This window comes from Desulforhopalus sp. (genome assembly GCA_030247675.1).
Lineage (GTDB): Bacteria > Desulfobacterota > Desulfobulbia > Desulfobulbales > Desulfocapsaceae > Desulforhopalus_A.
Map to the genome: position 1 here is coordinate 245,988 of JAOTRX010000003.1, position 16,602 is coordinate 262,589.

A 16,602-nucleotide genomic window follows, 5' to 3' on the forward strand; every position below is an offset into this window, starting at 1 on the left:
TTGTTAGTACATAGACTTCCCCTCGAAGTCCAAAAAACCCGCAACCAGTAATGGTTTGCGGGTTTTTTGTGTTCGGTCTAAGGTTGTGAAATGCCCCAGTGACAGTGGTTATGATTTTGAACGGACTTTGAAGGTAAGGTTGATGGGCAATATCGCCTGAAAATCCGTGCATCTCGAAAATCGATGGTTATTACTGTCACCTTGCCGTTGCAGTCGTGATGTAGCAACGAAACATGTTGATCATCTTTGCAGATTTTTAATCTATGTCAGTCAATATAAAGATACTGGGCGCTCTAACACTCCTCCATTTTACCGGTGACTTTTATTCGGCCTTTATTAGCCCACTTTTCCCAGTTTTTGTTGATACGCTGGGCCTGTCGCTTACCGAGATAGGGGTAATTGCCGGAACGATGCGCTTTCTCGCCTTTATTATCCAGCCGACCGTCGGCTATCTGGCGGACCGCAGTCCGACGCGCTCCTTTATTTTTGTCGGTGTGGTACTCCCGGTTTTTTTTATTCCGTTGTCAGGTCTTGCTCCCAATTTTTGGTTGCTGCTGCTTTGTGTTGCCCTTGGCTCCATCGGCTCGTCAATGTTCCATCCTTCGGTTACCGGCATGGTTCCGCTGTACGCCGGGACGAAGGCGAGTTTTTCCATGTCCATTTTCAATACCGGCGGAACGCTGGCCTTCGGTCTTGGCCCGCTTTTTATTACCTGGTACGTCGCCTCCTTCGGGTTGACGGCGATGCCCCTTACCATGATTGCCGGCCTGCTGGTCATCGGCTATCTGCTGAGGGTGATTCCCAAGCCGCAAAGCGAGGGACTGACCCGCACCGGCTTTTTCGGGGCACTTCAGGAAAGTTTGGGCAGTGCCTGGAAGGTGATTGCCATCATCTGGCTGGTGATGTTTTTAAGGGCAATAGTCGGACAGGCCTTTCTCACCTTTATGCCGGTCCTCTATGTCCAGGAGGGCTTCAGCGTCGTTCAGTCGGGGGCTATATATTCACTCTTTACGGTGGCGGGAACGGTCAGCGGTCTGCTCTCCGGCCATATCTCCGATCGCATTGGTTTTAAACCGGTCTTTATTTTTACCTTCCTGATCATGGCCCCGGCGCTTTGGCTGCTGTTGCAGTTACGCGGCAATTGGGTCTACTGCGGCGCAGCCCTTGCCGGCGCCGTCGTTTTCGCGTCACTGCCCCTTGGTGTCACCATGGCCCAGACCCTTGCTCCGAAGGGACGCTCGATGGTGGCCAGTCTGATGATGGGCTTTGCCTATGGTCTTGGCGGGGTCATTACCCCGGTTATCGGGAAGCTGGCGGACACCTACACCATTCGGCCGGTGTTGACGGTTATCGCCTGCCTCCCCTTGTTTATCGTGCTGATTATTATCGCCTTCTTTCCTAAAATTCGGAGTCATGGCTAAACGGTTTCTGCCTGTAACGCTCAGCCGCAGCCGCCACCTCCACCTGAACACGTCCCGCCTGCACAGGGGTTACGACGTTTTCTGATGACCGAGATATTATCGGTGTAAACGTTGTGCACGTCCTCTTCAATAAACCCCGAGGCCTCTATCGGCTTCACTCCCGATTTTGACAGGATGTCAAAGGGTGTCTGACCGACGCCGCTGACCAGTACCGCCCGGCAATCGCCAAGAATTTTCGCCAGCTGGTGCCAGCGCTTGATTCCGCCACCGATGGCCGGGGTATGCCGTTCCTCGACTTTGCGGCAACCCTCCGGAGTTTCCTCCCAGATTTCCAGGCTGCGTGCCTCGCCAAGATGCTTGTTGACCAAGATGCCCTCTTCGGTGGCCACTGCCACATAGGGCCGCTTCTCCGGCGGCAATGGCGCAAGGCTTGAACATGCGGTCAGGCAGCTGCGGAATTCGTCGGTCCGATCGTTATCCAGCAGTCCGACAGCATCGGCACGGCACCGGGTACAATGGCGCATCTGCGGCAGGTATTCCTCCGCCTTTGCCCGAATATTCTCAATCATCTCCTTGCCCGGTTGGGGGATGTGGGCGAAGGGGGTGTTGACATTGGGGAACATGGCCATGCAGTTAAGGAGATCGACGCCTAGCTCCTTCATGGTCTTCGCCACCGCTTCCACATGATGGTCGTTGATGCCGGGGATGACAATGCAGTTGACCTTGACGGTGATGCCGTGGGCCTTGAGCTTTTTGATCGCTGCCAGTTGCCGGGAAAGGAGGAGGGTGGCCCCTCGCAGGCCCCGGTGGACAATGTTGCCGTCAGTTACCCAGGCGTAGATTTTGGCGCCAATTTCCGGATCAACGGCGCAGACGGTGATGGTGACATGGGAGACTGCCAGTTCCGCCAGGGCCTCGATATGGGGGCCGATGGCCATGCCGTTCGAAGAGACGCAGAGGAGGATTTGTGGATGGTTTTTCCTGAGAGCCCGCATGGTGGCCAGTGTTTCCGGGGCATTGGCAAAGGGGTCGCCCGGCCCGGCAATGCCTGCGACGCTGATCCGTGGTTCCTTGGCAAGAACCTTCTCCATGTACACCTCTGACTGGGCGGGGGTCAGCAGGGTGCTGGTGACTCCCGGCCGCGATTCGTTGACGCAGTCGTATTTGCGGTCGCAAAAATTGCATTTGATGTTGCACTTCGGGGCGACCGGCAGGTGCACCCGCCCGAATTTACCTTTAGCGTCGGCGTTAAAACAGGGGTGTTTGCGAAAATCGTTGGTGTCGGGAGTTTTCATGGCAGATCCTTGCGGTAAAGAGATTCGGAAAAATTACATATAGCTGTAGCCGACCGGCGACTCGCTTTGTTTTCTGTCGATAACGGTATTGGTGATAAGGTCGAAGAGGGCCTGGGCGCCGTGATACCCGAGGTGGAGAATCCGCTGGCCGCCGACCCGGTCGTGGATTGGAAAACCGACGCGGATGAGCGGTAGGTTTTCCTTGCGGGCAAAGGTGTAGCCCTTCGAGTGGCCAATGACCAGATCGATCCCAAGCTCCAAGGCGAGGGTTTCGATATCAAAGAAATCGACGTCTTCACGCACGATCGGCAGCTCGCAGTCAAGGCCTGCAAGGGCCGCGGTTATTGCATCGGCAAATCGGCCGCTCTTGCCGCCGGAGGCGCAGAGCACCGGTTGCACACCGATCTCGGCGAGAAACGACACAAGGCCCACCACCAGATCCTCCTCACCGTAGATCACTGCCCGTTTGCCGAAGATGTATTTGTGGCCGTCGACCATGCTGTCGATCAACCGGCCCCTGGCCGCCGCATGCGGAGCTGGAACCGCTCTGCCGGAGAGCTCGCTCAGCAGGGCAAAGAAGGCATCGGTCGCGCGGATGCCAATCGGCAGCCCGGTGCGGTGCAGCGGCGTGGCGTGGCGGTGGAGGAGGACGGTGCCGCCGCTTTCCGCCGGCAGGGTTGCCCCCAGTTCGATCGTTGCCCGCGCCCCGCCCATTTGCTTGATTGCGTGAAGGGGTGTGCCGCCGGCCGGGATAAGCGGATAGTCGTTTTCCGCCGGGCCATCAAGGGTGTCGGAATAGTCGGGGAGGATGGTTGTGGCCATGCCGAAATCATCGCAGACCCCACGCAGATACCGGATGTCCGCAGGCGAAATAAAGCCGGAGAGGAGGTTGATAGATCCGTTGGCAATCGTGTCACTCGCCAGCTGTTCGACCACTGCCTTGACGGCGGCGTGGAAGCCCTCCATATGGGTTCCCGAATAGCTGGGGGTCGAGACGTGGACCAGAAGCGGCATCTCGGAACCGCCGAATTCGTTCCGGTATTCGGCCAATAACATCGGCACATCGTCGCCAATGGTTTCCGTCAGGCAGGTGGTGGCAACGCCGATCAGCTGCGGGGCGTATTTACTGGTGACGTTTTTCAGGCCGAGTTTCAGATTCGGCCCACCGCCGTAGATAGCGTTTTTTTCGCCAAGGGACGACGAGGCAATGTCAATCGGTTCATTGAAGTGGCTGATGATGTACCGGCGCATATAGGTGGCGCAGCCCTGGGAGCCGTGCAGGAAGGGCACGCAGCCCTCGATACCCCGGAAGGCGATGGAGGCGCCGAGGGGTTTGCAGAGTTTGCAGGCGTTGGTGGTTGATGTGTAGCTGGGCATTTTGCTCATGATTTTTTCTCCTCTTCTTCCAATTCCAAATCAAGCGTTACCTTCAGCGGCTTCGCTGTGCGGTTCCTCGCCGTACTGCACAGTACTGTCTCGTCACTGCTCGCTCGCCACTTCGGTACCGTCTTGATCCTGCAATGGCAGCCTTCGTGGGACGAACTTCCAGACCGGGCTCATGACCGATCCGTAGACCTCACGGGCGAAATTGAGCATGCCCTGGAAGCCGGCCAGCATTTCTTTGCGCTCATGGTTGTGGTCGCAGAAAGCCACCCCTAGTTTGTAGGCGATGGGCCGCTCCTTGACGCCCCCGACAAAGAGGTCGACGTCTTTTTCCCGGAGAAATGCCGAGAGTTCGAGGGGGTTCGAGTCGTCAACGATGATGGTGCCCGGATCGGTAATCTGCTCCAGTTCCAAATAATCCTCTTTGGTGCCGGTTTGTGAGCCGACCATCACCACATCCATGCCGATGAGGCGAAAGGCCTTGACGAGGGAGAAGGCCTTGAAGGCGCCGCCGACATAAATTGCCGCCTTTTTCCCGCTCAAAGCCTTCTTGTACTTGGCAAGCTCGGGGAGGAGTGTCACCAGTTCCTTTTTGACAATTTGCCGGGCTTTTTCGAGCATCTCCTGGTCGCCAAAATGGCGGCCGACGGTATACAGGGCCTCAGCCATGTCCTCGACGCCGAAGTAAGAAACCCGAACCGAGGGGATGCCGTAGCGCTTCTGCATCCGGTTGGCGAGATCCATGGTCGCCCCGGAACACTGGACGACGTTTAGTGCCGCGCCGTGGCAGCGGCGGATGTCGTCCACCCGGCCGTCACCGGTGATATTGGCGACCACCTCAATGCCCATGCGCTCGAAATATTCGCGGATCAGCCAAATTTCCCCGGCCAGATTGAAGTCGCCGAGGATATTGATCGAATGTTTGGAGATGCCGGTGATGTCACCTGTTCCTACAAGCCTCGCCATGGCATCGCAGGCCGCCTCATAGCCCGCCCGTTTATTGCCTTTCAGGCCGTTCGACTGTACCGGCAGTACCGGGATACCGTGCACCGCCCCAACCTTTTTGCAGACTGCCTCCAGATCGTCGCCGATCAGGCCGACAATGCAGGTCGAGTAGACAAAGGCTGCCTTTGGTTTATGGAGAGGAATCAGTTCATTCAGGGCCTTTTCCAGCTTTTTCTCGCCGCCAAAGACTACATCCAGTTCCTGGAGGTCTGTTGAAAACGACAGACGGTGCAGCTCCGGCCCGGACGACAGGGCGCCGCGGATGTCCCAGGTGTAAACGGCGCAGCCGATCGGTCCGTGCACCAGATGCAGGGCGTCGGCGATGGGGTAGAGCACCACCCGTGAGCCGCAGAAGACGCAGGCGCGCTGGCTGACCGCACCGGCAAGGCTGTCCTTATTGCACTCCAGTTCAAACGGGGCGGTGCCCTTTCTGTGGATCTGGCTGGATCTCTCATTGAGGAGGGGCAGGGTGCTCATCGGCTTTCGTCCTCTTGGTAAAGGTGGATTGGTTGCTTGCTTATCCACCCTTACGCAAGGGTCATGCCATGTCTGCCGATGTCGTGATATATCAATTAAAGCAATTAGTTGGTCTGGTTTTTCCGGTGGCACCACCAAGGTACGGACAGGCCCTTGTATGAAAGGCTACAAAAATGCAGGAAGACGACGCATTTTGTAGACTGCGAAGGTTGAAGCTCCATTTACCAGGTCATTGTTGAGTGTGAATAGTCGCGCATTTGGTGGCGATACCAACTTCCAAATTGACTGTCGGAAGCAATGTTAAAAGGATAGTGGTTGGTAGGCGGGGATTAATTACAGAGAAAGGATTTTTCGGGATAATCGCTTTTGTGAGATCTGTTTTGAGCCAAGAATGGTGTTTGGGTTGTATTGTTGCTATGCGCGATTGGCAACTCTATGTTACTTACAACGATTATGTCGAACAGGTCTCAGATCTCTCTTTGCCGTAGCCTGGGTAAATGAGTTGTAAAGATTAGCCATTTTTCTTTACTTTTATTGCAACAGCAAAGAAGAGCTGATTGTTTTCTGTCCATGAGCCGACAAATTGGAGATTTCCAAGGGATCCCTCAGATTTGCTGCGTATTTCTTCACTATAGGAAGTTTTTGCAACCGGTTTTTTCCCAGTCTCCTTTACCGTAGACTCCATCAATAATTCCGATACGTTAATATTTTCTCCGTTGCTCAGTGCCGACAACTGCTTTTGGGCTTTCATTTTTGCCGCGGTCTTGGCAAAACGGAGCTGGTCCGGTTTGGCATCCATTAAATCCTCCACGCCAACCGACACAAGATATGTTTCGCCAAAATGCTCAATAATTTGTGCGTTTCCAGTCTTGAGAAACTCAATATTTTTTATCGTCTCCAACAGGGTCTCCGACCTGACATTGTCTGCAGAAAAGAGAATGGTAACCGTAAAGAATAGAAAAAACCTTGCCAGGTGAATCATTTTCGTAAACTCCATCAATTTCGCTCTTCTTGAAGCTTCTATTATGGCCAATCTCCAACAGGTACAATAGCGTTGTTTTCCTTTACCCAATATTTGGTGGTATGCAATAAAGACATCACGATTTACTCTTCGGTTTGGATGGCTTCAATGAGTAGACTCGACGCCTTATCATACCCATCAAAATCGCCGATTATCAGATACAAGTCCTTCAGTTGTTCATATACCTGCCGGTTTTTATTCGGGATTTTATCCAGCCTTTCAATTGATTCCCTGATTAGTATGAGATGTTTTTCAGTATCTTTGGTGTTGTAGTTTTTGATCACTCTCTTTTTATTGATCTCAACGACAAGAAAGAGTCGGCTAGTATCCTCAAAATATTCCAGTTTGCTTGCAGAGAATTCAATACCGGTAAGTTTCTCATCAAACCCTCGAAGAAAATAATATAGTTCGGCTTTTGCGAGGAGAAGAAGATTCTGTTTTTCTATCACATCCTTAAAGATTGACGATACCACAATATAATAGTTGCGATCGTCTTGTTGAATCTGCTGAAATTTGTCCGTGGATAAACGAGCAACGACATGTTCGGGAAGAAAAGATCGCAACTCCGCGGCCGAGGAAGATAGAGCAATAATCGAGATTGCAGTCACAACAAAAAGATTGAGAACTATCTCTTTAAACATGTTAAAGTTTTTCCCCTATCCTGACCTCAACCTTGCGTATATCGTACAATAACTTGACTGGAATTCGGTCGGAGATGCTAAATATTACAGAAGGACCGACACACGTAGAATCGCATGATTCGGCTGTCATAAATGGTGCAAGAACGATGGATTGAGTTTGCCAGGTTGGGTATAGGTAATGCGCTCCTCCGGGAGACAGGACTTGATATTTCAAAAGCTGGATTGCACGATTTCGAAGGTCGCCTACCCGAATAATTTTTTTAAAAATTGGAGATGTGTCACTGCTAAAAGTTAAGATCATCTCGAAATTTTGATCATTAAATCTGAGGTGGCTATTTGTATCTCTATGAGATTTTTCATCTTTCCACGGATAGGAAATATTTTTAAATTCAGTTGGATAACAAAAGTTGTGAAAGTCCTGTTGGGTCGTTGAGGCTATGGTAACAACCCCGATGCATGGAACAAAATTATCTTTTTTGGAACGAGAGTTTCGTAAATTGTCGGCATAATTTACGAAGTTCTTATTCTTAATCGACAACCTGGATTTCTCGAAATTGAGATCAAGGGGATAAATATCTTCGGTTGCTCCAAGATCTCGTAGGGCATTCATAAGCTCTTTTGCGCGAGTGTTGTAATTTTGAACGTCCATTTCAAGTTGAAAAGTGACATGGTATGGTACAGTCCCATCGGAGGCTAATTGATTTTCTTTGATGGTGTAGTTGACGACCTTTACTGTTAGCATCTTCAAGACTTCCGAGAGCTTTGTGAATTCATTAAGCTCTTTTTTTAAGATCAATCCAATATCTTGTGATCGTTTCAATTTTGTGGAAAGCCTGGCATGTGTGTTGGCCGAGTCGCTGATATCGTGGGTCGAAATATTTAGTCCGGTCAGTTTGGACTTAACGTCTTCAATTTTGACCAGAGCCTTGATTTGAACGTTGACCAATCCATCAGTATTAGTGACACCTAGAAGCCGATACTTATCGATATACCCTTTTGAACCAGTCAATATGCTATCTTTTATGATCTGGTTGTTCTTCATTTGTGTGTCCGCATCAACATATACTCCGATCGTCGTTTCGATCGCGTTTCTTAGGGCGTCTTCAACGGCCTCTCGCTCGGTTTTTCCGGTTCCCTCGGCCTCAATCTCGGAGGTAGTGGCAATTGCCCAAATTGAATGAGAGAATACACTCAATACCGCTAAAAAGATGACAACAAGTAATCTGTTCATTTGAGATGTCTTGCAGGTTGAGTTTGGAAACACGGCCAAATCGACAGAAGTGGCCTTACCTCTGTCGATTCATCAACACGATTAAAAGTTATTGTACATTGGACTTCGTTTTGTAGTTTTACTGGTCTCTTCCGAGGGAGCTGCAGATTCGTTGCCCTTTCCGCTTGTTTTGATATTTTGTGCAACGCTCCCTGCGATTCGCATCGATTTTCGGCTAACTCCAACTGTAATTCTCACCATTTTTGCAGTGGGATCAACCTTCTCTTCAAGAACAACGACACCTCTCAGTAATTCATCAGCTTGATTCGAAATTTTTTGAGCGATCGTCTCTATCGCATGTCTAGTGGCTTCGGTAGATTGCCCATCATTGCCGGCAGTGGTTTTCACATTTTTTTTCGTTATCTGTTCGAGTGTTTCTTCATCTGTGATGCGTTCTTTCAAAAATTTTGCCAACTCAGCCTTTGCACGAAGAGTCGCCGCCTGCTTTGCAGTTCGAACATCCTGAGCATCTCCAAACACCAAGTCAGCCTCTCCCGAGGCAAATAGTCTTTCCCAGTCACTGCCGTCGGCTAAAAGTTCCCAGCGAACCATTGTCCCAGGCTCTTCATAGGTCACAAGTCCTGATGAGGTGGAATCTTTGATGACAGTCTTTTCGGCCGATGCGGGTGTTTCCGCAAAACACGAGAGGCTCGTAAAAACGCCGATGGCAAGCGTTACGACGACTGAAAGTAATTTTTTCACAATGTTCTCCTTTTCATGCGGGTGGGGGGATAAATAGAATGCCAGTCAATCTCCTGTTTTTAAACGGTACTTGAGACAACATAAAAAAACGTGATAAGCGGTTCGACGGTGTACTTGCAGGTATTGCTATTCATTCAAATCTTCCATTCATCCACTATTTGTGTCTGAGGAAATTGGCAAATAGCAGAATCAGCAATTGTGGATGCACACCGCTTAATTTTTGCGTTTTGTGAAGCATTGATCAACGCTCTCTACATATTGATCTCAGGAGCGATTTCCCCAAGACTACAACGAATGTTTCTGAAAAGTCAAATTTCACCTGGTGGATGAAAATAAACCGAAAGTTTGCCAGGAAAAAACGAATATATCCATGTTTACAGTAAAATATGGTATTTCAATATCCCTGGGTTTCTGAATTCTTGTCGGTCGTATTTCTACCGTACCACCAGAACCGGGCAGGGAGCGGTCTGCAGGACTCTGGTGGCGACGCTGCCGACAATGAGATTGGCCAGATTGCTCATGCCTCGCGATCCCATGACAATCAATTCGCATTTTTCTATTTCGGCAATCTCCGGTATCATTTTTCCCGCCGGTTCCTCCATGAGACGATCTTCAACATCGATATTCTCACTTTTCAGGCGCTGCAGAAAAGGAGCAATCAGTTTTTCACTTGCCCGGATGATGCCGGCAATCTGACTGTCCCGGTAGGGCTCGCCGAGGTTAACCGGAAACTTCTCGTGGCAATGCACAAGAATTATTCCAGAGTCTAGCAGCTTTGCGTATGCAATAGCTGTTTCCACTACAGCGCGGGAATGTTCCGATCCGTCAATTGCCAAGAGGATTCTCTTTTTTTGCGCCATGGCAGTCCTCCAATTTTGCGGGAAAGATTAAAGGCAGCATACGTTGCCAGGTTGGTTGGGCGTGGAGATGTGACTGGATTATGATAGCAGACCAGGGCGGCCTTCTCAAAGGAAAGAACAAATTAAAGAGCGCCCTTCAAATTTTGTAACCTGCGGTTTTTTAAGGGTACTACCAAAATGTTTTGCCTTTCTCCGCGAAGTATCTTGGGCCTGATCGAAGATTTCCATCGGCTTGTTCGGCTTTTTGGTGTATATAAGCGGCTTGTCCTTGATGCAGGGATACAGGGCAACAGTCCCTCGCTAGTAAAAGCAGCATATCGTGGTAATCCGAATCTCCCATCCTGCCGTTGCCCCAGAGTTTTTTCGAAAGTTCCCGTTTTCCGTGAGTACCAATACTATGAATACCTTGTCCCAAATGTATCATTTGGCGCGTACGCTTTTACATTTTAAAAGACGTGCAATCGTCGTTCCGGCCATGCCTCTGCGTCTGTGGATCGAATCCAGTCTAATCTGCAATCTTCGCTGCATCATGTGCCCCAACAAGGAGATAACGGCCTCGCAAAAAGGCGTCATGAGCTTTGAGCTGTTTACCAAGATAATCGACGAGGCCAAAGATTTCGTCCACGACATCAACCTTCACCATCGCGGCGAACCTTTGACCAATCCCAATCTGGGGGAAATGATCGCCTATGCCAAGAAGCAGGGCCTGAAAGTCCGGTTTCACACCAACGGCACGCTCCTTGATGAGGAAAAGGCGAAGGTCATCCTCCAAGCCGGTCCCGACCTGGTTTCCGTGTCTTTCGACGGTTTTGCCAAGGACGTTTATGAGGAGGTCCGGGCTGGCGCACGGTTTGAAACAACCGTCGAAAATATCCTGCGTTTTGCCGAGCTGAAGAAACAGCGAGGCCAGAAGGCGCCGTATATTGTTATTGAACGGATTGATTTCGCCAAATATCGGGAACAGACCGAGGCAGGTGCCATAGACGAACTGGCCCGCCGGTTTACAGAGGCTGGTGTCGACGAAATCCTTGTCAAAGAAGAATATGCCTGGGCGACTGATGAGGCACCGCTCCTGGCAAAAGAAGAGATGGTTAATATGTGCACCTTCCCCTGGTATGCGATGGTAATTGGCTGGGACGGGACGGTAACGCCCTGCCCGCAGGATTATCGCGGCACCCTGCCTTTAGGCAATCTGGCCGGGCAATCAATTCGCGAGGTCTGGAACGGGACCGGGTATCGGGCCCTGCGCAGCAATTTGTTGGAGAAAAATGACCAGCTGACCGTCTGCCGCCGTTGCGACCGCCTGTGCCGGAAAAATGTCAGCGGCGTGCCGCTGCAATATCTTGTCACCTTCCTGGCCGATCAATTCGCCGGCTACGGCAGAATGCGGCGGTGGATTGGCACGAGCGAACGGAACTGATCCCGGCAATCTACCAGCTGAGGGTTTTGTTCTTTAATAAAAATTCTTACCTGAAGAGCGTCGAAAGCTGCAGCTCGTAACATTAAGCATTTTTCTATCTTCCTGATTTTAAATCTTATTTGTCTTTTCCTAGTAAAAATACCTATTGAAATACCGGTATCTACATCACTTGTATATATCTTGTGTTTCTGCTAGCCTGATATGCGATTGTTTTGCCATCGCCGCTCTGCTGATGGGTGTTGTGTCCACAAAAGAATGGGGACCGATCGTTGCCGTGGGATCCAAGGGATACGAGGTAATTGACAAATGCTCCAGCTGGAAAATCGCAGAAAGTCGTTCCGGATGCCTTTTGTGACGAACATTTCCTGTTATATCAAGGAAATTGATGCAGAATTTCAGGGAATGCTGCGCGATATCAGCATAACCGGACTTTATGGCGAGGTAGACGGACCGCCGCTGACCGCGGGCTGGACATGCAATCTGAGCATTACCTTTACCGGTGATCACAGCCGCCTGGTTGTCGAAGGTGTCTGTGGGAAAATTGTCCGGAGCGAAACACAAGGTGTGGCCATCGAATTTGACAAACGACTTGAATGGTTCATACTCGTTCCCCTTTTTTTCCAAAAGATCTCCGGCAAGGCCTGCAGTATTCCACAAGAGTTCCACAGCCATAAAATGCCGGTGGTAACTCAGGAGAAGGGGCAGCAAAGCGACAGTTTGGCCAAGCCTCATTCAATAACTTCTTTACCTTAATCAGGCCATGGACATCGATCAGGAAAGGCAGCAGAAGATCATCGTCAAAACCCAGAAGTTCCTGCATACCAACGAACGGAAACGCAGGCTGCTCAGGCTCCAGCGGGGAATTGCCCAACTGCACAACGACCGGTTTGCTGTTCTTGAAAACAGCGAGTTCGTTGAGGCGCTCATCGACTATCTGCCCACCGAGTACCAAGAAAATTCCACCAATTCCATTCGTAAAATACTTGATAAAATAGGTAGTTGTGCGTGCTCGACCAATAAGGAGCAGCGAGAACGGGCGGTCTTTATTCTCTCAGTTGTTGCCGAAAAGATTTTGCATGACAATAACGATGCGGAATTCTTGGAAATCGTTTCTCTCCATTTGGTTAACTGGTTGCAGGTCGAGACTGAGTATCTTTCCGGTTTTCATTTTATTTGTCTGCAGCTGCAGACGATGTTGCAGAATATGCTTCGCCTGGGTCTCTGGTACCAGACGGAAAACCTTGTCATCGTCCTCTCCCAGATACAGAAAGGTGTTATCCAAAAATCTGATATCATTCGTAAAATAATCTGCCAAGTCCATGCCGACCTGGCCGACGAAGCCTTCTTGCGTAAACTGGTTGATGTCCTGCTCGACAAGAAAGAGGACCGGCGGGATATCGCCCAATGCCTGTTGATGAACCTCGGCAGCAAGGCGGCGGCTGTTCTGGTCCAGACCTTGATCGACTGCCAGGACAAGGAAAAGCGTTTTGCCCTCATCGAATTCATCCCCACCACCGGCAAGGTTGTCGTTCCGGTCTGTGACTACTGTCTGAAACAAAATCCCCCCTGGTATGTGGTCAGAAACCTGATTATCATCATTTCCCGCCTGGCCGATGCAAATCTTTATGAAATGGTACGGCCACACCTCACCCACAAGGACATCCGGGTGCAGATGCAGATCCTCAACTGCATCACCAAGCTTGGCGGGGCAAGCATGCGCGACCGGCTGATCGAGGCCTTGGCGCATATCAGCGATGAGTTGAAAACCCAGGTCATAGTCCAGCTCGGCAACCTCGGGGGCAAGGACGTCGGCAACGCCCTGTGTGATCTTCTTGAGAAGCGCGACCAGTTTGCCGTTCATGTCCGGGATGAACTGCTCCTGACCATCTGCAATAAGATCAAATTTGAACCGTCACCCCGGGCCTTGAAGTCGGTCCGACAATTCCTGAATCAGCGAAAACAGCAGGTCGATGAAGGCGAAAAGGTTTTGCTGGCGGCCGAAGACGCTTTGATGAGCCTTGAGTTGAAGATGCCCCAAGAGGCCGAGGCTGAGACTGAGATATTGCCGCCAGTCCAACAGACAGTCAGCCCCATAGAAGACGATCTGTTCATTGTGCCGGTGGCCACCGAAGAAGAGTTTGACCGGCTCTTGCAGGAAAAAATGACCGCCATGGCCCAGGAAAAGTTGATACAGCCGACAGTGGAGCCAGAGGCACGCAAGGTCGACAAAAAGCAAACAGCAAAGAAAAAGGCTGGGAAAAAGATCGCCGAGGTCGCGGACAACGATGAAATGGCCCGCCACTGTCAGGTATGGAAACGATTTTATGCAGCGATGACCGAAGAGGAAAGTAAGGTATTTCGCGCAGCCCTGCAATTCCGGACCTATCAGCCGGGCGAGATGATAGTCGCCCGGGGTAACCTGCAACCCTCCCTGCATCTGTTTGACACCGGTGCAGTCCGGCTGGTCAGGAACAAGGCCGGGGAGGAGTCCTACCTGCGGGACCTGAGCGCAGGTGATCTGATCGGCAGCGACATCTTTTTGTCCGGCGAACCCTGGAACCTTTCCCTGTATGCAGGAATGGAAGCGAGTGGTCATGTCTTCAATCTTGAGGAGCTCCTTGAGACCCAGGTCGACTTTCCAGAGCTTGCCGATAAAATTTTCAGTTACTGTGCCGGACGAGATATCCTCTTGACATTGCTGAGGATGCAGGATACTTCCTACGGATCTGCCCGGGAAGAGGTGCGGCTTGTCAAGACCGGTGGCCAGCCGCAGCATGCAGTGATCCTGCGAAAACTGCAAGGTGGGCTGGGCTTGTGTGTGCCTGTGAAACATACTGAAAAAATAAGCAGACTGCAGCACTGGTCCTTGAAGTGTACGCTGCGCCTGTCGTCCGGACAAAAGCATTCAGTGGCGGCGGCCGTTATCGGCGTCGTTCGCTCGATTGGCAAATCTGCGGAAGTAGTGGTTTTTGCCCAGTTCGAGAAACTGCTCGGCGACGCCCTCTATAAATGCGAGAGCATTGAGGTAACAGAATTGGCATAGTCGCGGACTATTCTTTTTCCGGGGTGGTATTTGTTGCGCGTCGCATTGCCAGAGAGCGTTGACAGCTAGAGGGACTATTTCCAGCCGGGGGGCAGGGTTTCATGAAGTGGTCTGACAGATGAGCGATCCGCTACAAGCAAAAGAAGAGGTGCCGCCACACCTCGCGCCAACAAAACTCACCGAATTTCTCGAGTCACTGCAGCGTATTTTTAAGATCGGCACCTATTATCCAGCGGGACACGCCGTGCTGGACCAGGCTGTTCACAATTTTCAACATAATCTTCAAAAGATTTCCCAGTCTAAAAAATCAGCCCGCATTGACTTTCAGGGAGAGACGCTGCTGGTCGAAGGACAGGAGCTCGTCGAGCTGTCCAGCGCCGTGCGTGAGCTGCAGAGGCTTTGTCGCGATCTGGGTATCGGCCGGATCGAGATAGACCAGGCCATCAGTACCGCCGACCTGCTGCAGTTCTCCCGGGCCCTCTTGCGCGGCCGTTCGCAGTTGCATAGCGTCAAGCATTTCACCCAGGCCAAATTCCTTGATGTGCCCGCATCAATCAAGGTCATACAGAAGGAGTTTTTGGTCGACGAGGCGGCGGTATTTACCGAAGGCCGGAGCGATGAGGAGGGGCAAAGCCTTGATTCGATCTTCCAGCTGCTCGCCGATCAGGGGCTCGACCAAGGGCAGATCACCCAGTGCCGGGACTTTCTCAATTCCCTGGCAAAAAAGTTCGCAAATCAACCAATGAACCTGAAAGGGCTGCCTGCCGTCAGCTGGCACGATGTCCGCAAATTGCTGGTCAAGGTGGTGTCCAGCGCTAACCATATCGGCGACGAATCCGGCAAGGTGTTCGGCCACAATGATTTGAACGCCCTCTCGGCAATTTTCAACGGTCTGCAGCAGGAGCTCGGCGACCAGGAGTCCCGGAACACCATCAACCTGCTGGTTTCCATGTTCAATCGTGGCCACCTCGTCAAACAGCCGGAGACCAAAGAGGCGGATGACAAGAAGAAAGGCCTGCGTTCCAAAGACAGCGCCACCGACTTGACGATCAGCCAGCTGCAGGCATTCGTCCGGGATAATGGTTCGGATTCGAGAATCATTGAAAAAATCAAGCAGGTCGATCGCCGCGACGAACTGGCCATCCTTTTACAGCTATTGCAGTATCGGCAGGAGGGCGAAGCCGGCGAGGGCATCCGCCGGAGCATCCGCCATATCCTCACCACATCCCTGTCGCCCCGGGAGGTGGATGTCCTGATCAAAGGGGTGCTGGAATTGACGCAGTGCCCGGACCCCGGGCGTTTTTCCGAGGCGGTGGCCTTTCTTGCCGTGCAGTTGCGCAATACGGCAAACTACTCTTCGCAGCCTTTCCTGGTCATGCTTTGCCACCAGTTACAGCCGGCCTTTAAACAACTCATCTGGCCAACCGTGGTAAACGAGATGCTGGCGGCAGGTCTACAGCCCGAGAAACGGCGGCTTTTTGCCGAGCTGGCCAGCGTTGCCGCCGAATTGCCGGTCAAGGCCATGCGGGAGCAGCGGCAGGCCCTGGAAGATTTGGATGCCCTCAAGGACCGGAAGATAGCTGCTGAGGTTTTTGATCCGGAGGTACGAATCGCCTATCCACTTTACGCCGTTCTCATGGAGACCTCGATGCGAATGCCCATCGCCTCCCGGGTGCTCAGCGGCCTGAAGGCGGCGCCACCCGACTGGCTCATCGAGGCGGTTGCCCCGCTTCTGCAACTGAACGAGCCGAAGCACCTGAAATTCCTTTATGCCTACCTGACTGTCGCCCAGCAGAATATCCAGTCGGTCGGCTTGCGGGTGATGGCGGGGAATCTGGTGGTTGATCTGTTGCCGGAGCTTGGCGAGGCGGAGAGAAATGAGGAGTGGGTGGTAAAAACCATTGCCGCGACCGGGCAGATGCAGGTTGAAGGCACCCGGGATCTTCTTGAAAGAATTGTTGCCGAAAAGAAGATGATGGTCGTGCCGAAATGGTCGACACCATGCCGCCGGGCCGCAACCCAGGCCCTGAAGAATCTGAAACGCCGGCCTCTTGGCTGATACTG

The 16,602-nt window shown here is 51.7% G+C and carries 13 protein-coding genes; 5 read left to right on the forward strand and 8 right to left on the reverse strand.

Features of this window, described 5'->3' with window-relative positions:
* Positions 1–263: 263 nt before the first annotated feature.
* Positions 264–1,421: an MFS transporter gene (locus OEL83_08370; protein MDK9707049.1), complete on the forward strand. Its 1,158-nt coding sequence runs from the start codon at positions 264–266 to the stop codon at positions 1,419–1,421.
* Positions 1,422–1,441: 20 nt separating this feature from the next.
* Here the strand turns inward: OEL83_08370 and OEL83_08375 are convergent, their stop codons facing one another.
* From OEL83_08375 to OEL83_08410, 8 genes are all read right to left on the reverse strand, one after another.
* Positions 1,442–2,716 (reverse strand): radical SAM protein, encoded by a 1,275-nt coding sequence (locus OEL83_08375; protein ID MDK9707050.1) that lies wholly within the window; start codon positions 2,714–2,716, stop codon positions 1,442–1,444.
* Positions 2,717–2,749: 33 nt separating this feature from the next.
* Positions 2,750–4,102 (reverse strand): nitrogenase, encoded by a 1,353-nt coding sequence (locus tag OEL83_08380; GenBank protein ID MDK9707051.1) that lies wholly within the window; start codon positions 4,100–4,102, stop codon positions 2,750–2,752.
* A gap of 93 nt (positions 4,103–4,195) precedes the next feature.
* Positions 4,196–5,581, reverse strand: coding sequence for a nitrogenase iron-molybdenum cofactor biosynthesis protein NifE (nifE, locus tag OEL83_08385; protein MDK9707052.1), 1,386 nt, complete (start codon positions 5,579–5,581; stop codon positions 4,196–4,198).
* Between the two features lie 511 nt (positions 5,582–6,092).
* The gene (locus OEL83_08390; GenBank protein ID MDK9707053.1) at positions 6,093–6,563 is read right to left on the reverse strand and encodes a hypothetical protein; all 471 of its coding nucleotides are present in this window, start codon (positions 6,561–6,563) and stop codon (positions 6,093–6,095) included.
* 122 nt (positions 6,564–6,685) lie between these two features.
* Positions 6,686–7,243 carry a hypothetical protein gene (locus OEL83_08395; GenBank protein ID MDK9707054.1) on the reverse strand — a complete coding sequence of 186 codons (558 nt, stop codon included), beginning with the start codon at positions 7,241–7,243 and terminating at the stop codon, positions 6,686–6,688.
* A gap of 1 nt (position 7,244) precedes the next feature.
* Positions 7,245–8,474, reverse strand: coding sequence for a hypothetical protein (locus OEL83_08400; GenBank protein ID MDK9707055.1), 1,230 nt, complete (start codon positions 8,472–8,474; stop codon positions 7,245–7,247).
* Positions 8,475–8,555: 81 nt separating this feature from the next.
* Complete coding sequence (locus OEL83_08405) at positions 8,556–9,215, reverse strand: hypothetical protein (protein ID MDK9707056.1); 660 nt, start codon at positions 9,213–9,215, stop codon at positions 8,556–8,558.
* A 434-nt stretch (positions 9,216–9,649) separates the two neighbouring features.
* Positions 9,650–10,075, reverse strand: coding sequence for a universal stress protein (locus OEL83_08410; GenBank protein MDK9707057.1), 426 nt, complete (start codon positions 10,073–10,075; stop codon positions 9,650–9,652).
* A 397-nt stretch (positions 10,076–10,472) separates the two neighbouring features.
* Here OEL83_08410 and OEL83_08415 point away from each other — a divergent pair, with 397 nt between their 5' ends.
* The 4 genes from OEL83_08415 (at position 10,473) to OEL83_08430 (ending at position 16,597) form a co-directional block, all read left to right on the forward strand.
* A complete protein-coding gene (locus OEL83_08415; GenBank protein ID MDK9707058.1) occupies positions 10,473–11,495 on the forward strand; it encodes a radical SAM protein in 1,023 nt (340 codons plus the stop codon).
* Between the two features lie 306 nt (positions 11,496–11,801).
* Positions 11,802–12,248 (forward strand): PilZ domain-containing protein, encoded by a 447-nt coding sequence (locus tag OEL83_08420; GenBank protein MDK9707059.1) that lies wholly within the window; start codon positions 11,802–11,804, stop codon positions 12,246–12,248.
* Between the two features lie 7 nt (positions 12,249–12,255).
* Complete coding sequence (locus OEL83_08425) at positions 12,256–14,538, forward strand: cyclic nucleotide-binding domain-containing protein (protein MDK9707060.1); 2,283 nt, start codon at positions 12,256–12,258, stop codon at positions 14,536–14,538.
* A gap of 118 nt (positions 14,539–14,656) precedes the next feature.
* Entirely contained in the window at positions 14,657–16,597 is a 1,941-nt protein-coding gene (locus OEL83_08430; GenBank protein ID MDK9707061.1) for a hypothetical protein, read from the forward strand.
* Positions 16,598–16,602 lie beyond the last annotated feature (5 nt).